This window comes from Actinorectispora metalli, from assembly GCF_056323685.1.
The window spans coordinates 3709802-3728003 of sequence record NZ_JBREYE010000001.1; the positions used below are offsets into that span (position 1 = coordinate 3709802).

At 69.2% G+C, this 18202-nt stretch carries 16 protein-coding genes; 9 read left to right on the top strand and 7 right to left on the bottom strand.

The features are described 5' to 3' along the window. Positions 1-749 precede the first annotated feature (749 nt). Positions 750-1184: an XRE family transcriptional regulator gene (locus ACU6XJ_RS17395; RefSeq protein ID WP_476312440.1), complete on the top strand. Its 435-nt coding sequence runs from the start codon at positions 750-752 to the stop codon at positions 1182-1184. Positions 1185-1308: 124 nt separating this feature from the next. Next, complete coding sequence (locus ACU6XJ_RS17400) at positions 1309-1785, top strand: hypothetical protein (protein ID WP_476312442.1); 477 nt, start codon at positions 1309-1311, stop codon at positions 1783-1785. On the opposite strand, the gene asnB is transcribed toward ACU6XJ_RS17400, so the two are convergent. Genes asnB through ACU6XJ_RS17415 form a run of 3 tightly spaced genes read right to left on the bottom strand, consistent with a single transcriptional unit; the run spans position 1782 to position 5501 of the window. Beyond that, positions 1782-3587 (bottom strand): asparagine synthase (glutamine-hydrolyzing), encoded by a 1806-nt coding sequence (gene asnB / locus ACU6XJ_RS17405; protein WP_476312444.1) that lies wholly within the window; start codon positions 3585-3587, stop codon positions 1782-1784. The two genes, ACU6XJ_RS17400 and asnB, sit on opposite strands and share 4 nt — an antisense overlap. 2 nt (positions 3588-3589) lie before the next feature. Continuing rightward, on the bottom strand, positions 3590-4714 hold the full coding sequence (locus tag ACU6XJ_RS17410) for an MAB_1171c family putative transporter (RefSeq protein ID WP_476312447.1): 1125 nt from the start codon (positions 4712-4714) through the stop codon (positions 3590-3592). Next, positions 4707-5501 carry an indole-3-glycerol phosphate synthase TrpC gene (locus ACU6XJ_RS17415; RefSeq protein ID WP_476312450.1) on the bottom strand — a complete coding sequence of 265 codons (795 nt, stop codon included), beginning with the start codon at positions 5499-5501 and terminating at the stop codon, positions 4707-4709. The genes ACU6XJ_RS17410 and ACU6XJ_RS17415 overlap by 8 nt, the downstream gene beginning before the upstream one ends. A gap of 503 nt (positions 5502-6004) precedes the next feature. On the opposite strand from ACU6XJ_RS17415, the gene ACU6XJ_RS17420 reads away from it, so the two are divergent. From ACU6XJ_RS17420 to ACU6XJ_RS17440, 5 genes are all read left to right on the top strand, one after another. Further along, positions 6005-6985, top strand: coding sequence for an SAM-dependent methyltransferase (locus tag ACU6XJ_RS17420; RefSeq protein WP_476312452.1), 981 nt, complete (start codon positions 6005-6007; stop codon positions 6983-6985). An 11-nt stretch (positions 6986-6996) separates the two neighbouring features. After that, positions 6997-7605 carry a hypothetical protein gene (locus ACU6XJ_RS17425; RefSeq protein ID WP_476312455.1) on the top strand — a complete coding sequence of 203 codons (609 nt, stop codon included), beginning with the start codon at positions 6997-6999 and terminating at the stop codon, positions 7603-7605. Further along, positions 7602-8288, top strand: coding sequence for a nucleoside/nucleotide kinase family protein (locus ACU6XJ_RS17430; RefSeq protein ID WP_476312457.1), 687 nt, complete (start codon positions 7602-7604; stop codon positions 8286-8288). Before ACU6XJ_RS17425 ends, ACU6XJ_RS17430 begins: the two co-directional genes overlap by 4 nt. A 71-nt stretch (positions 8289-8359) precedes the next feature. Next, positions 8360-8929 (top strand): hypothetical protein, encoded by a 570-nt coding sequence (locus ACU6XJ_RS17435; protein ID WP_476312459.1) that lies wholly within the window; start codon positions 8360-8362, stop codon positions 8927-8929. 114 nt (positions 8930-9043) lie between these two features. Then, a complete protein-coding gene (locus ACU6XJ_RS17440; protein ID WP_476312462.1) occupies positions 9044-9310 on the top strand; it encodes a hypothetical protein in 267 nt (88 codons plus the stop codon). Between the two features lie 350 nt (positions 9311-9660). Here ACU6XJ_RS17440 and ACU6XJ_RS17445 read toward each other — a convergent pair whose 3' ends face one another. After that, positions 9661-10458 carry an SWIM zinc finger family protein gene (locus tag ACU6XJ_RS17445; protein ID WP_476312465.1) on the bottom strand — a complete coding sequence of 266 codons (798 nt, stop codon included), beginning with the start codon at positions 10456-10458 and terminating at the stop codon, positions 9661-9663. Continuing rightward, a complete protein-coding gene (locus ACU6XJ_RS17450; RefSeq protein ID WP_476312467.1) occupies positions 10451-13417 on the bottom strand; it encodes an SNF2-related protein in 2967 nt (988 codons plus the stop codon). The genes ACU6XJ_RS17445 and ACU6XJ_RS17450 overlap by 8 nt, the downstream gene beginning before the upstream one ends. Positions 13418-13695: 278 nt before the next feature. Between ACU6XJ_RS17450 and ACU6XJ_RS17455 the strand changes: the two genes are divergently transcribed. Further along, on the top strand, positions 13696-14118 hold the full coding sequence (locus ACU6XJ_RS17455) for an XRE family transcriptional regulator (RefSeq protein ID WP_476312469.1): 423 nt from the start codon (positions 13696-13698) through the stop codon (positions 14116-14118). A 313-nt stretch (positions 14119-14431) separates the two neighbouring features. After that, a complete protein-coding gene (gene mihF, locus ACU6XJ_RS17460) occupies positions 14432-14743 on the top strand; it encodes an integration host factor, actinobacterial type (RefSeq protein WP_476312471.1) in 312 nt (103 codons plus the stop codon). Here the strand turns inward: mihF and ACU6XJ_RS17465 are convergent. Beyond that, the gene (locus tag ACU6XJ_RS17465; protein ID WP_476312473.1) at positions 14740-15714 is read right to left on the bottom strand and encodes a GGDEF domain-containing protein; all 975 of its coding nucleotides are present in this window, start codon (positions 15712-15714) and stop codon (positions 14740-14742) included. The two genes, mihF and ACU6XJ_RS17465, sit on opposite strands and share 4 nt — an antisense overlap. Before the next feature lie 939 nt (positions 15715-16653). Next, on the bottom strand, positions 16654-18201 hold the full coding sequence (locus ACU6XJ_RS17470) for a helix-turn-helix domain-containing protein (protein ID WP_476312474.1): 1548 nt from the start codon (positions 18199-18201) through the stop codon (positions 16654-16656). Between the last annotated feature and the right edge of the window lies 1 nt (position 18202).

Consider the following 18202-nt stretch of genomic DNA (forward strand, 5'->3'; position numbering starts at 1 on the left):
AGTCGACAAGCCGCCCGCCGTCCCACAGCCGAGAAGTCGCGCCGTGCCACAGCCACGAAGCCGCCGCCGTCCCCACAGCCGGAAGTCCGCCGCGCCGCAGCCGAGAATCCGTCTTGTCCTGCGGTTGAGAAGCGCGCTGCTGACGCGCGATTGAGAAGAGCCCCGCTGTCCCGCGGTTCAGAAGTGGCTCGCTGCCCCGCAGTCGACAAGCCGCTTCCTGCCTCCCGACACCCCTAAGCGCCATCCCCGCACCAAGATCCACCGAGGCTACGCTCGAAATCGGGGGGTTCTGAGATCGATCGCGCCCCGGGGGCGCATGATGTCGCCTCAGGACAACATCATGTCGCCCTGCGGCGACACCATGCACTCCCGCGAATGCCCCGAGGTTCAAGTCGAAGCTCGTTCGAGTGAATCCGGGCAGAAATCCGTGGGCTTGACGATTGGCCGGAACGTCCACGTGCAGCGCCCTCGGCCGGCATCACGAAGCACGCCTGCGGGACTCGGCAGCTTGGGGAAGAGTTCGCCCGGGTCACCGGCGGTTCGCCTTATCCCCAGAAAGGCGAAACGCCGGGAGCCGGGCCCCGAGGGCCAACTGCTGTACACACCAGTAGATGACCCGACGATGAATCTACACTGAGATATACGACGTCTGTCAACTGAGTTTTACGGTTTCCCTCGTTTCCTCTACGATCAGCCCGTACCAGTTGATGGTCCGGCGGAGTGCCGGAGTCTGGGGTTGGGGGTGAGCGGTGTCAGCCGCGGAACCGGTTCGATCGGCGTGCCGTCTCGCCGACAAGATCGCAGGTCTGATCAAGGGCGTTCAGGGGCCGACCGGGCGCCCGGGCGTACATGTGCTGGCCAAGCAGATCCATGACGCCACCGGGGTGTCCATCTCAGGCACCTATCTCAACCAGCTTGCCACCGGCAAGCGGGACAACCCCACGCTGCGTCAGTTGGAGGCGCTCGCCGAGTTCTTCGGCGTCGAGCTGTCCTTCTTCATCGACGAGAAACCCGCTCCCGAGCCGGTCCGGCCCGAACTGGCCGAGGTGCTCCGCGACCGGGGAGTCGAGATGATCGCACTCCGCGCGAACGGGTTGTCCGCCGCGAGCCAGCAGGCGATCCTGAGCATGATCGACCAGGCCCGAAGGATCGAACAGCTCGACGACGATGGCACCTCACCCTGACCGCCTGTCCACCCTGGTGTGGAAATGTGGGCGGCTGGCCGCTAGTTTCTATCGGTGTCGGGTGGACGTGTCGGAGGGCGGGGATACGTCGGAGATGATTGAGCGGGAGTTGCGGCGTCGGTGCGTGGATGCGGTGCGAAGCCTGCCCATCCCACGCCCATTCTCGGCGAAGAAGCTCTGTGAGAACGTCGCGGCCCAACGCGGGCGCCCGCTCTACCTGCACCCGCTGAACGCCGAGTGGGCGGGCGAGGAAACCCCGTGCGGGGTGTGGATCGCCACCGGTGTCGCCGATCACATCTTCTTCGAGGAGAAGACCTCCCCGTTCCACCAGGAACACATCATCCTGCACGAACTCGGCCACATGATCTGCGGTCACACCGTCCCCAAGCTGCTGGAACACCTGGATCCGACCAGCTTCGACCGCACCGTGGACACCGACCTGGTGCAGAGCGCCCTGCTGCGCACGAGCTACACCACCGAGCAGGAGCAGGAAGCCGAACTGGTGGCGAGCCTCATCCTGACCAGCGCGGGCCGCCGCTACCTCAGCCCGCCCGCGCAGGGCGTGACCGGCGCGCTGGAAGCGGCACTCGGCATCAACTAGAGCCGCAGCGTCGGCCGGTAGACCTCGGTCCACGCCGCGAAATCGAGCACGAAGTCCGCATACCGCCGCGTCGCCCCGACGACGTGACCGGGTTCCGCCTGCGCGACCTCGCGGGCCCAGGACCGGTCGAAGATGTCGAAGACCTGATGCCTTTCGGCCGCGAGTTGCGCCAACTGCTGCTGGATCGCGGCGATGTACTTGACGTCCTGCGTCTCCGGATACGGGCTCTTGCGGCGCTGCGCGACCGACGCGGGCAGCACATCACGGGCCGCCGCGCGCAGCAGGCTCTTCTCCATGCCGTCGAAGCTCTTCATCGGCCACGGCGTGTTGAACACGTACTGCACCAGCCGGTGGTCGCAGAACGGCACCCGCACCTCCAGCGCGGCCGCCATGCTGATGCGGTCCTTGCGGTCCAGCAGCATGTTCACGTGCCGGGTGAGGTTCAGGTAGTTGACCTCCCGCATCCGCCGCCAACCCGGGTCCTCGCCGTCCAACCGCGGCACCTCCGCCATCGACCGCGCGTAGCCGTCCGCGATCAGCCCCGGCAGGTCCAGCGGAATCAGCAGCGGCCAGTCCGGTCCCGGCGCCGATCCCGCGGGCGTGGCCAGCCACGGCAGTGTCGACTGCGTGGCGCGGTCGTCGTGGAACCACGGATAACCACCGAACAGCTCATCCGCGGACTCACCCGACAGCGCCACCGTGGACCGCTCCCGGATGGCCTTGCAGAGCAGGAAGAACGACAGGTCCATATCGGCATACCCGCCGGGAACGCCGCGGGCGGCGACGACCGCCCGGCGCACCTCGGGGTCGGCGAGCGCGGCGGAGTCCAGCACGATCTCCTCGTGGTCGCTGCCGGTGAACGCCGCGACCTCGGCCGCGAACGGCGCGTCCGGCGAACCCCAGATCGAGTTGGGGGCGAAGTTCTCGGTCTGCCCGACGAAGTCCACCGCCACCGTCCGCAGGCCGCGGCTGTGCCGGGCGGCGATCCCGGTGACCACGCTGGAGTCCAGCCCGCCCGACAGCAGCGAGCACAGCGGCACGTCCGCGACAAGCTGCCGTGCGACCGCGTCGTCCAGCAGTTCACGCACCCGCGCCACCGTGGTCGGGAGGTCGTCGGTGTGCGGCTCGGCCGTCAGCCGCCAGTACACCCGTTCCCGCAGGCCTGACCGGTCGACGGTGACGAGCGCCCCCGGCAGCACCTCCGCCATGCCTACCCACGGCGCGCTGCCCGGCGTCTTGTCCCGCAGCAGCATGCGCCCGAGCCGCTCCGCGTCGACCTCCGCCCGCGCCAGCGGGTTGGCCAGAATCGCCTGGGGCTCCGAACCGAACAGCACCCCGTCGTCGGTGCGATGGTAGTACAGCGGCTTGATCCCAAGCCGGTCCCTGACCAGCAGCAGTTTCTGGGCATGGTCGTCCCAGATCGCGAAGGCGTACATGCCGTTGAGGTGGTCGGCGACCTGCTCGCCCCACTCCAGGTACCCGCGTAGCACGACCTCGGTGTCGCTGTCGGTGCGGAAGGAATGCCCGCGCTGCCGGAGTTCCGCGCGAAGCTCCAGGTAGTTGTAGACCTCCCCGCTGTAGGTGAGCACGACCGGACCGCCGCGCTCGGCCACCATCGGCTGGGTGCCGCCGGGCAGGTCGATCACGGCCAGCCGCCGATGCGCGATGGCGGCCCGCGGGCCGAGCCAGGTGCCCGACGCATCCGGCCCGCGCAGCGCCATCGTCTGGTTCATGGCGTCCAGCACGGCCCGCTGGCCGCTCAGGTCGCGGTCGAAGGCGACCCAGCCCGCGATTCCGCACATGCCTACCGACTCCCGCTGCTGCGGTACACCGTGGCGACCTTGCGCAGGAACTCGATCTCGGTGTCCAGGTCGGCCCCGCCGAGGCTGGCGACGTTCAGCGGATGCGGCTGCGCGGGTGTGCCGTCGAGTCGGGCCTGGCGGGCCTTCCGCAGCCAGAGCGCGGTGATGACCGGCTCCCGCTCGGGTTCCGGGGTCCGCCGCACCATCGGCCGCCCCTCCACCTCGGCCAACTCCGCGGGCGCGACGTAGTCCCGCAGGATCAGGATCGCGTCCCGGATCTCCACCACGATCCGGTACACCGACAGCTGCAGGTCGCGGGAGGACAGCAGCAGCGCCCGCGCCGGGGAGCAGGCGGGGGCGAGCGCGACATGCGGCACCGCGGCGGTGAGCTCGGTCCAGATCGGCCACAGCCGCCGATACGTCCGCAGATCCCGCACCCGCGCACTGAGGGAGAAGACCAGCGGGATCGAGGTGGCCGCCGCGTACAGCAGCCCGGCGATGCTGATCATCAGCGGGATGAACGCCTGAATCGGCGTGTACAGGGTGAACAGGAAGACGATGTTGCAGGTCCAGAACAGCCCGAACAGCCCGGCGCCGACCCCGAACAGCCCCAGCGCGATCCGCAGGATCCTGCTGTCGCCGTGCCTGCTGTAGCGCCAGCAGACCGACACGCAGGCCGAGTTCACGGTGATGTGGGTGGCCGCGGCGAGCAGCCAGTACGGCACCGAGGGAGCGGGTGGCCGGTGGTAGAGGTGCGGCGGTGCGAGCACGTCCAGGACAAGCATGGCGATGAGGATGGCCGCGGCGGCGCCGTAGAGCAGGCGGGGATTCCATCGGGTGCCCGCCGCGGTGCCCACGAAGTCGAGCACCGCGATCGCGGCGAGGATCCCGAACAGGTTGCCCGCCAACGGCACGAAGTGGCTCTGCCCGACGAGCTCGAACAGCCCTCTGACCAGCTTCGGGTGGTGAATGGTCATGGCGGCCGCCGTCATGGCGACCGCCACCCACACCCCGCGCTGCGCCGAGTTCCGCACCGCCGACGGCGCCCGGACGAGCGTGACCGCCCACATGCAGACGATCGCGATGGCCTGCGTGTGGAGACCGAAGCTCCTCAGCGACTCAAGCATGCGCCCTGGCGGGAACCCCGGTGAGGGATTTCAGCGTCGCGCCGGGGTCCGCGCTGCGCAGCAGCGTCTCCCCGATGAGCGCCGAGTCGTAGCCGTCCCCGGCGATCCGCTCGATGTCGGAGCGGTCCTTCATCCCGCTCTCCGCCACACCGACCACGTCGTTCGGAATCAGCGCGCGCAGCCGGGCCGCCCGCTCCACATCCACCGTGAAGGTGTTCAGGTCGCGGTTGTTGACCCCGATGATCGTCGCGCCGACAGACCGCGCCCGCTCGATCTCGCCCTCGTCGAAGGTCTCGACCAGCGGGTCGAGTCCCAGTTCGCGGGCGGTGTCCACGATGTCTTTGAGCTCGGCGTCGTCGACGGACCGCACGACCACCAACACCCCGTCGGCGCCGCAGTCATGCGCGAGCCGCACCTCCCGGGGGTCCACCACGAAATCCTTATAGAGGACGGAGACGTCCACGGCCGCCGCCACCTCGGCGACCAGCGCGGGCGACCCGCCGAAGAACGGCTCGTTGGCCAGCACGGAGATCGCCCTGGCCCCGTTCGCCGCATAGGCCCGCGCCAGGTCGACAGCCTTGTTCGCGGGCCACAACTCGCCCTTGGACGGCGACCGCGGCTTGACCTCGGCGATGATCGACACGTCGTCCTGGCGCAGCGCCGCCGCGAACCGCCCCGCTTCCGCGGGCCGCGACCGCTCGACCCCCGGCGGCGTCGCCACCCCGCCCGCGGCCCACTGCTCCCGCTTGGCCGCGACGATCCGCCCAATCATTTCGTCCAAACGCACTAGAACTCCCCACCATGCAGGCCCCACCAGCACGGATTTTGCCTTGGACCGAATACGTACGAACCGATCTTAGCGACCCGAATCCGCCGCAGGAACGCACGTGACCAGGCCCGCAGCAGTCCGACCTCGTGCATTAACGAAAAACACACACCCTGTTCAGGGCATTCGGACGTTATCGGACAGTGATAAAAGCTTGATTGTGCAACCGATTGTCCGGCGACCATGAATCCATCTCGCGTCCGCCCGCCACACGCAGCGCCTCAAGGCCGGGGTTCGGCTCCTGACCAGGCCAGGCCCCGCCGCTCACAGGCCAACACCGAAGGAACCCCGGACAATAAAAAGCGCCGCGCTCAACCAGCCTGGGGGTCACCGGGAGCGCGGCACCGAACTTAGTATAGCGCAATCGTTATCCGCCGTCCAAGAGGCCGGCGCGAAACTCCGCCAACCTATGTCAAACCTTCACCACATCCGGCCACACCCCGACGGTGGCCAACCTCGCGAGGGTGCCCGCCATCAGCAGAAAGCCCGCCCGCACCGAACGGCGCCTTAAGGCTCCTGGTGCACACAGCGGTGCTCATGCTGAGCTTGATCTGACCGGCAGACTGTTCCGTATGGGTGATGAGGTGCGGGTTCCGCAGGGGGTTGGGGCTACTGCGGTGGGGGTGGCGCGGATCAGGGCGGCGGAGACGGCGCGGGCGGATCGGTTGTTTGCGGATCCGCTGGCGGAGGGGTTTGTGGCTGCGGTGACCGAGTTGGCGGGGTTGCCGGAGCGGGGGGTGCCTTGGGATGGGGTGGCGTTGGAGGTGATGTTGTCGATCGCGGAGAACGTCGTGATCAGGACTCGGTTCCTGGACGATTTTCTGCGGGAGGCGACTCGCGATGTGCGGCAGGTTGTTCTGTTGGCGGCGGGGATGGACTCGCGGGCGTTTCGGCTGGAGTGGCCGGAGGGGACGCGGGTGTTCGAGGTGGATGTGCCCGAGGTTGTGGACTTCAAGGAGTTGGTGCTGGCCAGGACGGGGGCCGTGGCTTGGTGTGAGCGGGTTGTGGTGAAGGGGGATCTTCGGGAGGACTGGGTGGAGGCGTTGGTTGCGGCGGGGTTTGATCCGCGGCGGCCGACGGTGTGGGTGGCGGAGGGGCTGCTGCTTTACCTGACGCAGGAGGACTGCGATCGGCTGATTGCGCAGGTGACCGAACAGTCGGTGTCGGGGAGCAGGCTGGCGTTGGTGCATTTCAGTGCGGAGGTCATGGCGGCTCGGCGTCGGGTGCTCGCGGCGGATCAGGGGTCGCTGGGGAGGCTGGCGCGGGAAGCGTGGCTGTCGGCGTTGGATGAGCATCCGGCGGACTGGTTGCGGCGGTTTGGTTGGGACGCTGAGGTTTTCGACTCGGTTGAGCGGGCTGTCGAATATGGTCGGCCGATCACGCCGATTGTGGAGTCGGCGGACGGGGCGCGTGGGATGTGGTTGGTGGCGGCCACGCTGGGGTGAGGGGGCTTGGGGTGGCGGATCAGTGGATTGAGGAGCTCACGGGGGAGATTCGCGCCAGGGAGACCGAGATCCGGCACACGCTTCGGTTGTCGATTCAGACGGCGAACCTGAGTGCGGTTGTGGTGGCGTTGAGCACGGCGTTGGTTACCAAGGGGATTGGTGACATCGCGTTGTCGATTCTGCCGGTGCTGTTGACGGTGGTGGCGTTGTCGAATCTGAACAGTGCCATTGATGCTGCGCATATGGCGGAGCATCGGGATTGGCTGGAGCGGTGGGCCAACGATGCGTTGGGCAAGCCGGTGTTCATCACCGGGGAGCTTGCGCATCAGCGGCGGTCCTCGCCGAGTGGGATCGCGGTGAACGTGCTGGCGGGGTTGGTGCTAGTGGGGAGTTGGGCGCTGGGGATCACGGCCTCGGCGGGGCAGTGGTGGTTCTGGCCGCAGGTGATCGGGACGGCGGTGTTGTTGCTGCTTTCCGGGATGTCCATGTACGACTTTCTGACCATCCGTACGCGGGTGCGGGCCTCGTTGGCCACGTTTGACCGGCCGGTGCCGCCTGCGAAGGTGCCTCGGCTGCTGGGGGCGCGGTCGCCTCGGGTGGGGCGGCGGCGGTGGGCGTGATCAGGTCGGTCTCCACCTGGCAGCAGCCGCTGCCTGCGCCCGTTTCCGCGGAGCGGACGGCGGTGGTGGACGAGATCACGGCGCGCGTGGCCGGCGGGCGGCGCATGGTTGCCATCGATGGGCTCACCGCGGCGGGCAAGACAAGCTTCGGGCATGAGTTGGCCGAGAGCCTCGGCCGGGGTGGGCGGTCGGTGTTGCGGGCCTGTCTGGACGACTTTAAGCGGCCGTGGCGGGACCGGCACCTCTACGACCGGGAGTCCGGTGAGGGTTACTACCGCAACGCCTTTGACTACGACGCCCTCACGCGTCTGCTGTTGGAGCCGTTCGCGGCGGGTGGGGAGTGCGTGTTGTGCTTGCGCGATCCGCTGACCGGGCTGGAGCACACCGACGTCGTGAACCGGGCTGCCGAGGATGCGGCGCTGGTGGTGGACGGGGTGTTCGCGTTCCGGCCGGAGATCAATCGGCACTGGGACCTCCGGATTTGGCTGGAGGTCGATGTCGAGACGGCCATTCACCGCGGGTGGGAGCGGGATGCGGCCTGGGGTGCCGAGGACCAGGCGCTGCACCGGGGCCGGTATCTGCCCGCCATGCGGCTCTACCTTGCCGAGGTGGACCCGCTTCGGTTCGTGGACGTTGTCGTGGACAACACCGACTTCGCGTGGCCGCGGCTCACTTTCGGGTGATGGCGGATTTGGTGTCACAGCGGGGAGTGCGGTAGATCAGCTGCGCCTACGCCTGCTGAGGAGAAACCACCATGAAGCGTCGTCACCTGATTGCGGGGGCGTTGCTGACGCCGTTGTTCGCGCGTACCGCGGCGGCCGCGGAGCCGATTCGGTTCAAGAGCGGGTGGTGCCGCTTCGAGCTCACCGCCGAGACCCGGCGCGTTCTGGGTGAACACGGCATCTCCTTCGCGGCGGTGCCGCAGGCCCAGCTGTTGGCTGGGCACACGGTGGAGTGTGCTCTCTGGGACGGCTGGGTCGGGGCGGACACTGTCGCGGGCGAGCTGACCTTTCTCGGAGGGGTGCGGTTCGCCAAGGAAGCGGCACAGCTGAGCATGCGGAGCTTCGCCGTCGATCTGGCGCGCGGCGAGACGTCGGCCATAGTGGCGGTCGGGGATGCCGAGGGCGTGGCCGAGTGCGTCCTCCGGCACGAGCCGGGCACGGCGCAGAAGACGCTGAGGCCGGAGGAGGTGCGGCTCGTCGTGCCCGCGCTGCGGCTGGCCCAGCGGGGTGTCGAGCGGTTCCGGCAGGTGTTCGGCACGGCACCATTCGCCGCGGGCCATGTGGTCGCGTCCGGGCTCTTCGTCGGTAACCGACGCAGGTAACGAACAGTCGGCGGTACGGGCACGAAGAGAACGCTTTCCCGCCAGACCGGTAACTCCGCGCGTCCTCGTGCGTCTACACAAGCGAGAGAGCGAACACGCGAGGGGTGAGGGGCGATGGAGTGGGGTTCGATCAACTTCCGTGAACGGGCGATGCTGCGGGCGGTCGCCGCTGGGAAGGCGCAGATGCTGGCGGGGTGCGGCTGCGATCTCAACGTGGACGGCTCGTGGTGTGACCACATCTCGGCGCAGCGGCTGTTCCACGCGGGCCTGATCCGGCCGGTGCGGGCGGTGCGCGTCGGGCACATGGTGCCGGTCGAGTTGACCACGCTGGGCGCGGGACTGCTCGCGAGCGTGATCAGGGCAACGGAGGCCCGCCTCTGAATTTCGCTCTGACGACGAGCATTACGCCTACGCGTTGCGCGGTATGCGGGCGGTGTACGGCGACCGGATCGAGGGCCGGCCAGTTCGTCGTCATCGGAGGCGTGCACCGTGGCGGTCAGCCGGCCCTCCAGACAGCGGGCCAGCGGTTCCATACCGGGCACGGGCAAACCGCAGATCCAGTTGCGCAACTGGTACGCGCTCGGGCGAGGCGGCGGGTGTTCCTGCCGCGTCAGTTCACCGACCTGCCGTCCTTCGTCACCACGCAGGAGGCGCCGGTGGGGAGCACACGTCGCTGAAGCACTCATGGATCGAGGGCGCGTTGGAATCGGCGGTTCGCGCGGGGTTGGAGGTCAACGGCTGATGGCCTGGTAGACCGGCCGGAGGCACTCGACGAGTTCGTGGCCGCTCAGGGTGATGCCGGACGGTCCGAGCTGGTCGAGCAGTGCGTCGGCGCGGACCTCGCCCGGGGGTGTGTCCGGTGTGGACGGTAGTTCGGGGGCGGTCCAGAAGCTCTCCAGGCAGTCCGCCAGGGGTACCTCGGCGGGGCGGATGGGGGTGGCGCCGCGTAGGTCGCGGAGGTTGGTCAGCAGCTCGTCGCGTCCGCGGCCCCGCCAGGCGAGCAGCTCGAAGGGGTCGGCGTCGAAGTTCTCCGCCAGCAGGTAGAACACCGCGGCCAGGTGTTTGCACGGCACACCCCAGTCGGGGCAGGTGCAGTCCATGGACAGCTCGCGGGAGTCCTCCGGCAGCAGGTGCAGCCCCACCTTTTCGAAGGCCTGCTCGATGTCGCCGGGCAGCTCACCGGCCAGCAGCAGCGCGGCGAAGCGAGCCTGCCCCGCCAGCTCCTGCTCGATGCGCGACCACTCCCCGGCGGTGAACGCCTTGATGCCCACCCGCACCTTGTACGGCTGCGGCTGCGAGCCCTGGACCTGCGCGATGACCACGCTGGTGGACAGCGTCAGGCTGAGCACCTGGCCTGCGCGGGCGTAGTTGCGGCCGCGTTGCAGCCTGCCGCCGAGGCCGAAGGACTCCAGCATGTCGATGAACCGGCGGGACCACCAGGTTCTGGCGATGGCGCCTCGGGTGCTGCGGGCCTTGATGCCGCCATCGACCCGCAGCGGCGGGCCGAAGTCCTCCCAGTTACTACTCACTCACGGCCTCCGGGGACAGCGTGACCAGCTCGCGGAGCCGCTCGGTGGACAACTCGGACAGCCAGCTTTCGCCGCTGCCGACCACGAGCTGGGACAGCGCCCGCTTGTCCTCGATCAGCTGGTCGATCTTCTCCTCCAGGGTGCCGATGCAGACGAACTTGCGCACCTGCACGTCGCGGCGCTGGCCGATGCGGAACGCGCGGTCGGTGGCCTGCTCCTCCACCGCCGGGTTCCACCAGCGGTCCAGGTGGATGACGTGGTTGGCGGCCGTCAGGTTCAGCCCGGTGCCGCCCGCCTTCAGTGACAGCAGGAACACCGCGGGGCCGCCCGCGGACTGGAAGCGCTCGACCATGGCGTCGCGGGCCTTCTTCGGCGTGCCGCCGTGCAGGTAGAGCACCTCGGTGTCGAAACGGGACGCCAGATGCGGCACCAGCAGGCCGCCGAACCGCGCGAACTGGGTGAAGCACAGCGCCTTGTCGCCCTCGGCGAGCACTTCCTCCAGGATCTCCTCCAGGCGCGCCAGCTTTCCCGACCGGCCCGCCACCCGGGAGCCGTCGCCGAGGAACTGGGCGGGGTGGTTGCAGACCTGTTTGAGTTTGGACATCGTCGCCAGTACCAGGCCCTTGCGCTCGATGCCCTCGCTGGAGGCGATCTTCTCCATCATGTCCTCGACGACCGCCTTGTAGAGGGTCGCCTGCTCCACGGTGAGATTGCAGAGCTGCTTGATCTCCAGCTTGTCCGGCAGGTCGCCGATGATGTTCGGGTCGGTCTTGAGTCGCCGCAGGACGAACGGGCCGGTGATGCGGCGCAGGCGGGCGGCGGCGTCGGTGTCGCCGTAGCGCTCCACCGGGACGGCGAACCGGGCGCGGAAGGTGTTCAGCGAACCGAGCAGGCCGGGATTGGCGAAGTCCATGATGGACCACAGCTCCGCCAGCCGGTTCTCCACCGGTGTGCCGGTCAGCGCGATGCGCTGCCGCGCGGGCAGTTCCCGCACCGCGCGGGACTGGCGGGAGGCGCTGTTCTTGATCGCCTGCGCCTCGTCCAGCACGACGCGGTCCCAGGTCACGGACTTGAGCGCTTCGGCGTCCCGCGTCGCCAGCTCGTAGGTGGTGATCACCAGGTCGTAGCCCGCGGCGGCCTCCGCCAACTCCTCGCCGCCAAGCCGGTCCGAGCCGTGGTGCACCAGCACCGACAGCTTCGGCGCGAACTTCGCGGCCTCCCGCTGCCAGTTGCCCACCACCGACATCGGGCACACCAGCAGCGTCGGCGGGCGCCTGCCCTCCGCGCGGGCGGCGGCCTCCAGCGCGAGCAGCTGCACCGTCTTGCCGAGGCCCATATCGTCGGCGAGGCAGCCGCCGAGACCCAGCGAGTCCAGAAAGGACAGCCACGCCAGACCGCGGCGTTGGTAGGGCCGCAGGGTCGCGCCGAATCCGTCCGGCTCGGCCACCGGCGCCAGGTGCCGATCCGCCTGTCCGGACAGCAGGTCGCCGACCCAGCCGTCGGCGGTCACCTCGACCACCGGCAGCGGATGCTCGGTCTCGGCGTCCACACCGGACTGGAGCAGCAGCTCGCCCGCGGTCATCCGGCCCTGTCCCTGCCCGCGCAGGAACTTCAGGCCCGCGGCCACCCGCTGCGGGTCGATGTGCACCCAGCGGCCGCGCAGCCGCACCAGCGGCACCTTCGCGGCGGCCAGTTCCAGCAGCTCGGCCTGCGTCAGCGTGTCACCGCCCAGCGCCAGCTCCCACCGGTAGTCCAGCAGCGCCTTCAGCCCGTAGTCGTCCTGTTTGGACACCGTGCCCGCGGAACCGGTGCGGGCGGTCAGCTTCAGGCCCAGCTTCTCGGTGCGCCGCCACCACGACGGCAGCAGCACCCCGAACCCCGCCTGGTCCAGGGTCGCGGCCCCGGACAGGAACGCGTACGCCCCGTCGGCACCCAGCGCCATGCCGACGGGTTTGGGCTCGCGCAGCGCCTCGGCGAGTTCGGGCACCAGCCTGCTCGCCTTGCCGAGGCCGGTGAGCAATTCCTCCTGCGGGCTGTCCACCCAGCGGTGCAGCACGGCGTCGTCGGAGCGCCAGATCTGCTCGGCGGGCACCAGCACGCTGGGATCGGCGACCGCCTGGAGCAGGAACTCCAGCCGCCAGCCGTCGTCGGTGTCGCGGTACTCGGCCTGCTCCGGCGAACGCAGCCGGAAGCAGGTGCGCACCGGGCTTTCCCGCGGCGCGGCGTCCTGCCACTCGGCAAGCTGCCGCTCCAGCCTGCTCACGTCCGAGGCTTTCGCGGTGAACCGCGGCGTCCCCAGCAGCGCGGCGAACCAGCGCCCCTGCGCGGTCCTGCGGGTGGCGGAGGGAAGCTCCGGCATGCGGTTGCGCACCTCGGCGTCCACCAGCACGTCCAGGGCGCGGGTGAGTACCTCGGCCGCGTCCCGGCCGGTGCCGCCGTCGACCTGTTCGGCCCGCAGCACGGGCGGCATGGCGTGCACCAGTTGCGCGAACCGGGCGGAGCCCGCGGTGACCGCCCGCCACCGGGCGAACGGCCCGCGCAGGTCCACGGTGGGCAGCACGCGGCCGCGGTCGACCAGCGTGGCGGCGAACTCACATACGGCGCGGAGGTGGTGGAGGGCCGCCCCTAGCCGCAGGTCCGCGGCGGCGAGTTCGCCGAGCACCGCATCGGCTTCGGCGGCGTCGGCGAGGTGCACCGGCACCCGCCACGGCCGCAGCCGCAACGCGCCGCGCGGTGCGGCTGCCTCGCGCAGGAGCTCGGGGGAGGGCAGCGGAGCGTTGCCCCTGCTGGGCAGCAGCAGGGTCAGCTCGGACGGGATGAGCCCGCCAAGTGGTGGCTCGGCGGCGGCGAACGGATGGCGATCCGCGGTGCGGGCGGTCTGCCGGGCGGGCAGGGCGGAATCCTCACTCCAGAGCGCCAGCCGCCCCGAGGAGGTCATAAGCCCATGCACCACCAGCACCGCCCGATTCTCCACACCGCGCTTCGGGCGCCGTCGGCGGGTGGGAGCGAAGGCGTCGGCCGGGATACCCCCAGTTGCCCCGGCCGACGCCTCGCGGGACGACTCGACGCGGCAGGCCCCCCGGCCAACTCCAGATGACTACAACCCCCAGGCGCATTCATCTCAGCTCACATCGAGTCTTCCGCCAGACTCCCGGATCGCCGGAAGCTTGTCAACTGAGATGAATAACGATCTCAAAGTCCTCTATGCTGGCTGCATCATTGTGGTAGGGAGGTGTCATGGCCGAGGGACCGACGCTTGCCGAGAAGATCGACAGGCTGTTCCAGATCATCCGGCGCCCCGATGGGGAACAGCACAGCCACGAGGAGGTCGCCAAGGCTTGCCGGGAAGCCACCGGTGAGACGTTCTCCGCCACCTATCTGTGGCAGTTGCGCACCGGGCGGCGGGACAACCCGACCAAGCGTCACCTCGAGGCACTGGCCGACTTCTTTCAGGTGCCCGCGGCGTACTTCTTCCCCGACGAGCGCAGCGCCCAGATCCAGGCCGAGTTGGAACTGCTGGCCGCGATGCGCAAGGCCGAGGTCCGCAACGTTGCCCTGCGAGCCGTGAACCTGTCCTCGGACGGGCTGGCGATGGTCAGCGACCTGATCGATGCCATCGCCCGCCGCGAAGCCGCGCGCAAGGAAGGCGAGACCGACTAGCGCGATCCCCGCGCGCCGCCGACCGGCCGTCCGCCGCACACGATCGCCTGTTCCGCCCGCGCGACGCGCCGAAAGCCCACTACAACGAACAGATCACGATCACAATTCTCTGCGTGACCGCCCGACTCGCGTGCGTGGTCCAAAGCCTCGAATAACGGCGTTATTGACGGCTTGAGGCCTCGAAAGCGGGCTTGACCTTGTTCACCCGATGGCCGGTTTTTGCGGGCTTGATCGGCGCAGGGGGGTCTGACCAGTGATGATGGGCACGCGTGCCGACGGGCGCGCGTACATGTTGAAGGCTCTAGGAGGCATCGTGCCACTTCCCCAGATGACCCCGGAGCAGCGAGCGGCGGCCTTGAAGAAGGCGGCCGAGGCCCGCCAGGCGCGGACCCAGCTGCTGGCATCGCTGAAGAGCGGTGAGAAGAAGCTGTCCGAGGTGCTGAAGAAGGCCAAGGAAGACCCGGTGGCGGGCAAGACCAAGGTCGCCCAGCTGCTGCGGGCCGTCCCTGGCTTGGGTCCGGTCAAGATCACCGCGTTGTTGCAGGAGGTCGGGATCGACGAGAACCGCCGGGCGGCGGGGCTCGGCGAGAAGCAGAAGGCCGCGCTGCTGGAAAAGCTGGGCTAGCCGAAGGTCAGGTTCTCCCTGGGCGATGGCGCCTTGCCGCAGCGCGCGCCGGGGAGGTCCCGAGGGCGCTGCGTGGACGCGACGCTGACCTGGTTGCGTCCCGCCCGCTTCGCCGCGTAGACGGCCAGGTCGGCGGTCCGGATCAGGTCCTCCAGCGTGCCCGCGTCCTGCGGGTACACACTGACGCCGACCGAGGCGGTCACGGGTGCCACGGTGGCGGTGCGGCCGTGCTCGTGCACGGTCAGCTGGATTCGGGCCACCCCGATCCTGATCTTCTCGGCGATCCGGTGTGCGTGCGGCTCGTCGCAGTCGGGCAGCAGCACCAGGAACTCCTCGCCGCCGACGCGGGCGATGACATCGCTGCTGCGCAGCTGGTCCCGCAGCACGCCCGCGGTCGCCCGCAGCGCGTCATCGCCCGCCTGGTGGCCCCAGGTGTCGTTGACCTGCTTGAAGAAGTCCAGGTCCACCGCGAGGGCGGCGATCCGCCGATGCCCGGCGAACACCTGTTGCGCCCTGCTTTCCCAGCCGCGCAGGTTGAGCACCCCGGTCAGCGCGTCGGTCTGCGCGTGCGCGGCCAGCTCCCTGGCACGGGCTTCCAGCTGTTCCTTGCCTTCCAGCAGCTCGCGTTCGCTGCGCACCAGCTGCTCGATCCAGGCCAGCCGGTTGGCCTTGATCGCGAACGGCACCAGGCCGACCACCAGCAGCGGCAGGTGCGCCGCCGCCACCGTGGTCATGGCGCCGACGCACAGCACCGTGCCGTCCAGCTGGTTGGCGGTCTTGGACCCGAACAGCAGGCACGAGCTCCACTGCGCCCTGGGCACGCTCAGCGCCGTCACCCCCGCCACCAGCAGGGCCTGCACCCCGCCGTAGGCCACCGCCGCTGCCAGCAGGGCGGTGGACTGCTCCAGCGCCTTGGCCGGGCCGTTCGCGACGGTCCAGATGTCATAGGCGGTGAGGAGGTCGTACACCATCGCGGCGACCAATCCGGCGAGCAGAATGCTGGTGGTGGAGAATATGTAGCGATGGGTGGGTTTCGGAGCGAGGAAGTACCGCTGGATTCTGATCCACAGGACGACAGTGAAGAAAAGCCATGGTTGTAGGAGAATTGCGGCAGGCAACATCCAGGCGCTGGCGAAGTCGATATGCGGTCCGGCTTCCCGCTGCCGATTGAAATGCCTGCGGTCGCTTTCGTTGAAGCGTGAATAAAACAGGTGAAGGGACGCGCACACCACCAGGACCAGCGCTGTCACATATTCACGGACGATGCAGGGTGAAGGCCGTGCGACATACCAACTCATCGCCAGAAGTGCTATGACTTCTACACCGAGGACGTACCCGACCGCCGCATAGGGCAGCTGCCAGATCCCCCAGGATCGGATATGCAAAAACGATCGCTTCCGTCGTTCGGCCGGAACGGCGACATCCATGCGTCCACCAGGTGGACAGTTGGGAGGTGTGGAGTATGAGTCGCGATTGGTGAAGCTCATCTCGCGGCCCCCTCGGGGATAGCGGCCCCGAGACCGCGGTCGTCCGGCAGGCATCCCAGGACAACCCCCAAGCCCTGGGCGCAGCAGGATGACACTGCACCGCAGGCGACCGGCGACCCCGCGGAACGGGGTCGCCGGGGCGCCCGCTCCCTGTGTTGCCGCATGAGACCCCCGTCTCCTTCCGGTCCTCCGCCCACCCGTGGACCACTCTTCGCAAACGCGAAAATACTGATCGTCAGCGAAGCTGTCCGTGAATATTTCAGCCTTTACCCGATTAGACCAGGGGCGATCTCGAATCGAGATTACCCCGAGTGATGCAATGTCTGCGCACAAACGGCGTTATGCTGCGCCGAACGGGGGCATCCCAAGGCGACATCATTTGGGCATTATAGTGATCCATGGCACATCCCATCATTACGTCTGTTATTCCTCGCGCAACAGCACAGTGCGTGTCGCGAGATGCAGCGCAAGTCGTTCGTCCCGGTCCCGCAGATCAACAGCGAGCAATTGCTCTATTCGGGCAATACGTGCCGCCACCGTATTTCGGTGCAGGCCCAGGATCGCCGACGTCTCCGCAATGGACGATTCGGAATCCAAATATGCGGCGAGTGTCCTGACAAGATCGCCGGTGGCGTTGTTCAACGGCGCCAGCAGGGCGCGTGCCGCCGGTTCGAAGGTGTCCGTTCGAGTCCATTCCAACAGCAGCTGCGACATGCCGAGCTGGTCGACGTGCAGAAAGTGCCCGCCCTCCGCCCGACCCGCGGCCAGCCGGGCTGCGTCACCCGCCTCGGCCACCGTGACCGCCAGCCCGGCGGCCCTGGCATGCGGCCTGCCGACGCCCATCCGCGCGGGCAGCACGGCCCGCAGCTCGCGGTGCGCCGACCGCAGCCCCACGGCCAGCATTCGAACCTGTTCGGCGCTGGGCTCGTCGGCGAAGGTGGTCCACGCCGTCCAGCCCTCCCGGTGCTCCACCACGGCGGCGTCGATGCCCTCGGCCGCGAAGGCCCGCCGCACCTCCTGGACGCGACCGTCGATCTCCACGCCCGCGGGCAGTTCGATGCGGATGCCGACGTGCCAGCCCTCCAGCTGCCAGCCCACCGCCGCGGCCCGGCCGCGCAGGTCGGTGCCCGCTTCTCCGTCCAGCGCCAGGATGTCGGTGAGCAGCGCCGCGCGGGAGCGCGCGTCCCGCTCGTCCTCCAGCCGCTGCACCAGCAGCCAGCGCTGCACCGCGTCCGCCGCCACGGCCAACGCCTCAAGCACCGCGTCCGCCCGCTCGGCCATCGACCCGCGCAGCCGCGCGGCCAGCCACATCAGCGGGCGTCCCTCGCCGCCGCCGCGCACCTTCAGCACCGGCTGCCCGAGCAGCGCACCGCCACCCACCGTCAGGTGCTGGCGCACCGGGTGGTTGAGCGGCAGCTCCTCCGGGTCGGCCAACTCGCCGACCAGCAGCGCGCCCTGGTTGTCCAGCAGCCCGACCGGGCTTTCCAGCATCCCGGTCAGCACCGCCACGATCTCCGACGGCCGCAGCAGCCGCTGACCCAGCGCGCGGTGCACGGCCAGCACCAGTCCGGCCTGGTCCACCTCCGGCGCCCGCAGGTGCAGCTGGGCGGCCATGGCCAGGTCGAGCGCGTTCTCCGCGCTGGCGAGCAGCCCGACCTCCAGCCGGTCGCACAGCGCCGAGGTGGCGTGCGACACCGCGCCGCCGCCATCGCCAAGCTGGAGCAGCACGCCGCTGGTGCCTGCCTCGGCGCTGCGGCGGATCAGCGTGTCCAGCCGCCAGTCGGTGAGCGTGGTCGGCGCGATCACCACCACCAGCGCGTGTTTGGGCAGCGGGGTGGCGTCGGTGAGGTCGATGCGCGGGTGCACCGTCTCCACCACCCGGTGCAGGGCGGCCGCACCCGCCAGCACCCGCACCGCGTGCGACCACGGCGGCAACGCGAGCAGCCGGGTCAGCGGGACGGGCGTGATCATC

Bases quoted from the DNA above. Each gene is read 5' to 3' on its own strand.
- ACU6XJ_RS17455 (WP_476312469.1), top strand. From the start codon at position 13,696: ATGGCCGAGGGACCGACGCTTGCCGAGAAGATCGACAGGCTGTTCCAG.
- asnB (WP_476312444.1), bottom strand. From the start codon at position 3,587: ATGTGCGGAATCGCGGGCTGGGTCGCCTTCGACCGCGACCTGAGCGGC.
- ACU6XJ_RS17435 (WP_476312459.1), top strand. From the start codon at position 8,360: ATGAAGCGTCGTCACCTGATTGCGGGGGCGTTGCTGACGCCGTTGTTC.
- ACU6XJ_RS17440 (WP_476312462.1), top strand. From the start codon at position 9,044: ATGGAGTGGGGTTCGATCAACTTCCGTGAACGGGCGATGCTGCGGGCG.
- ACU6XJ_RS17470 (WP_476312474.1), bottom strand. From the start codon at position 18,201: ATGATCACGCCCGTCCCGCTGACCCGGCTGCTCGCGTTGCCGCCGTGG.
- ACU6XJ_RS17465 (WP_476312473.1), bottom strand. From the start codon at position 15,714: ATGGTGTACGACCTCCTCACCGCCTATGACATCTGGACCGTCGCGAAC.
- ACU6XJ_RS17410 (WP_476312447.1), bottom strand. From the start codon at position 4,714: ATGCTTGAGTCGCTGAGGAGCTTCGGTCTCCACACGCAGGCCATCGCG.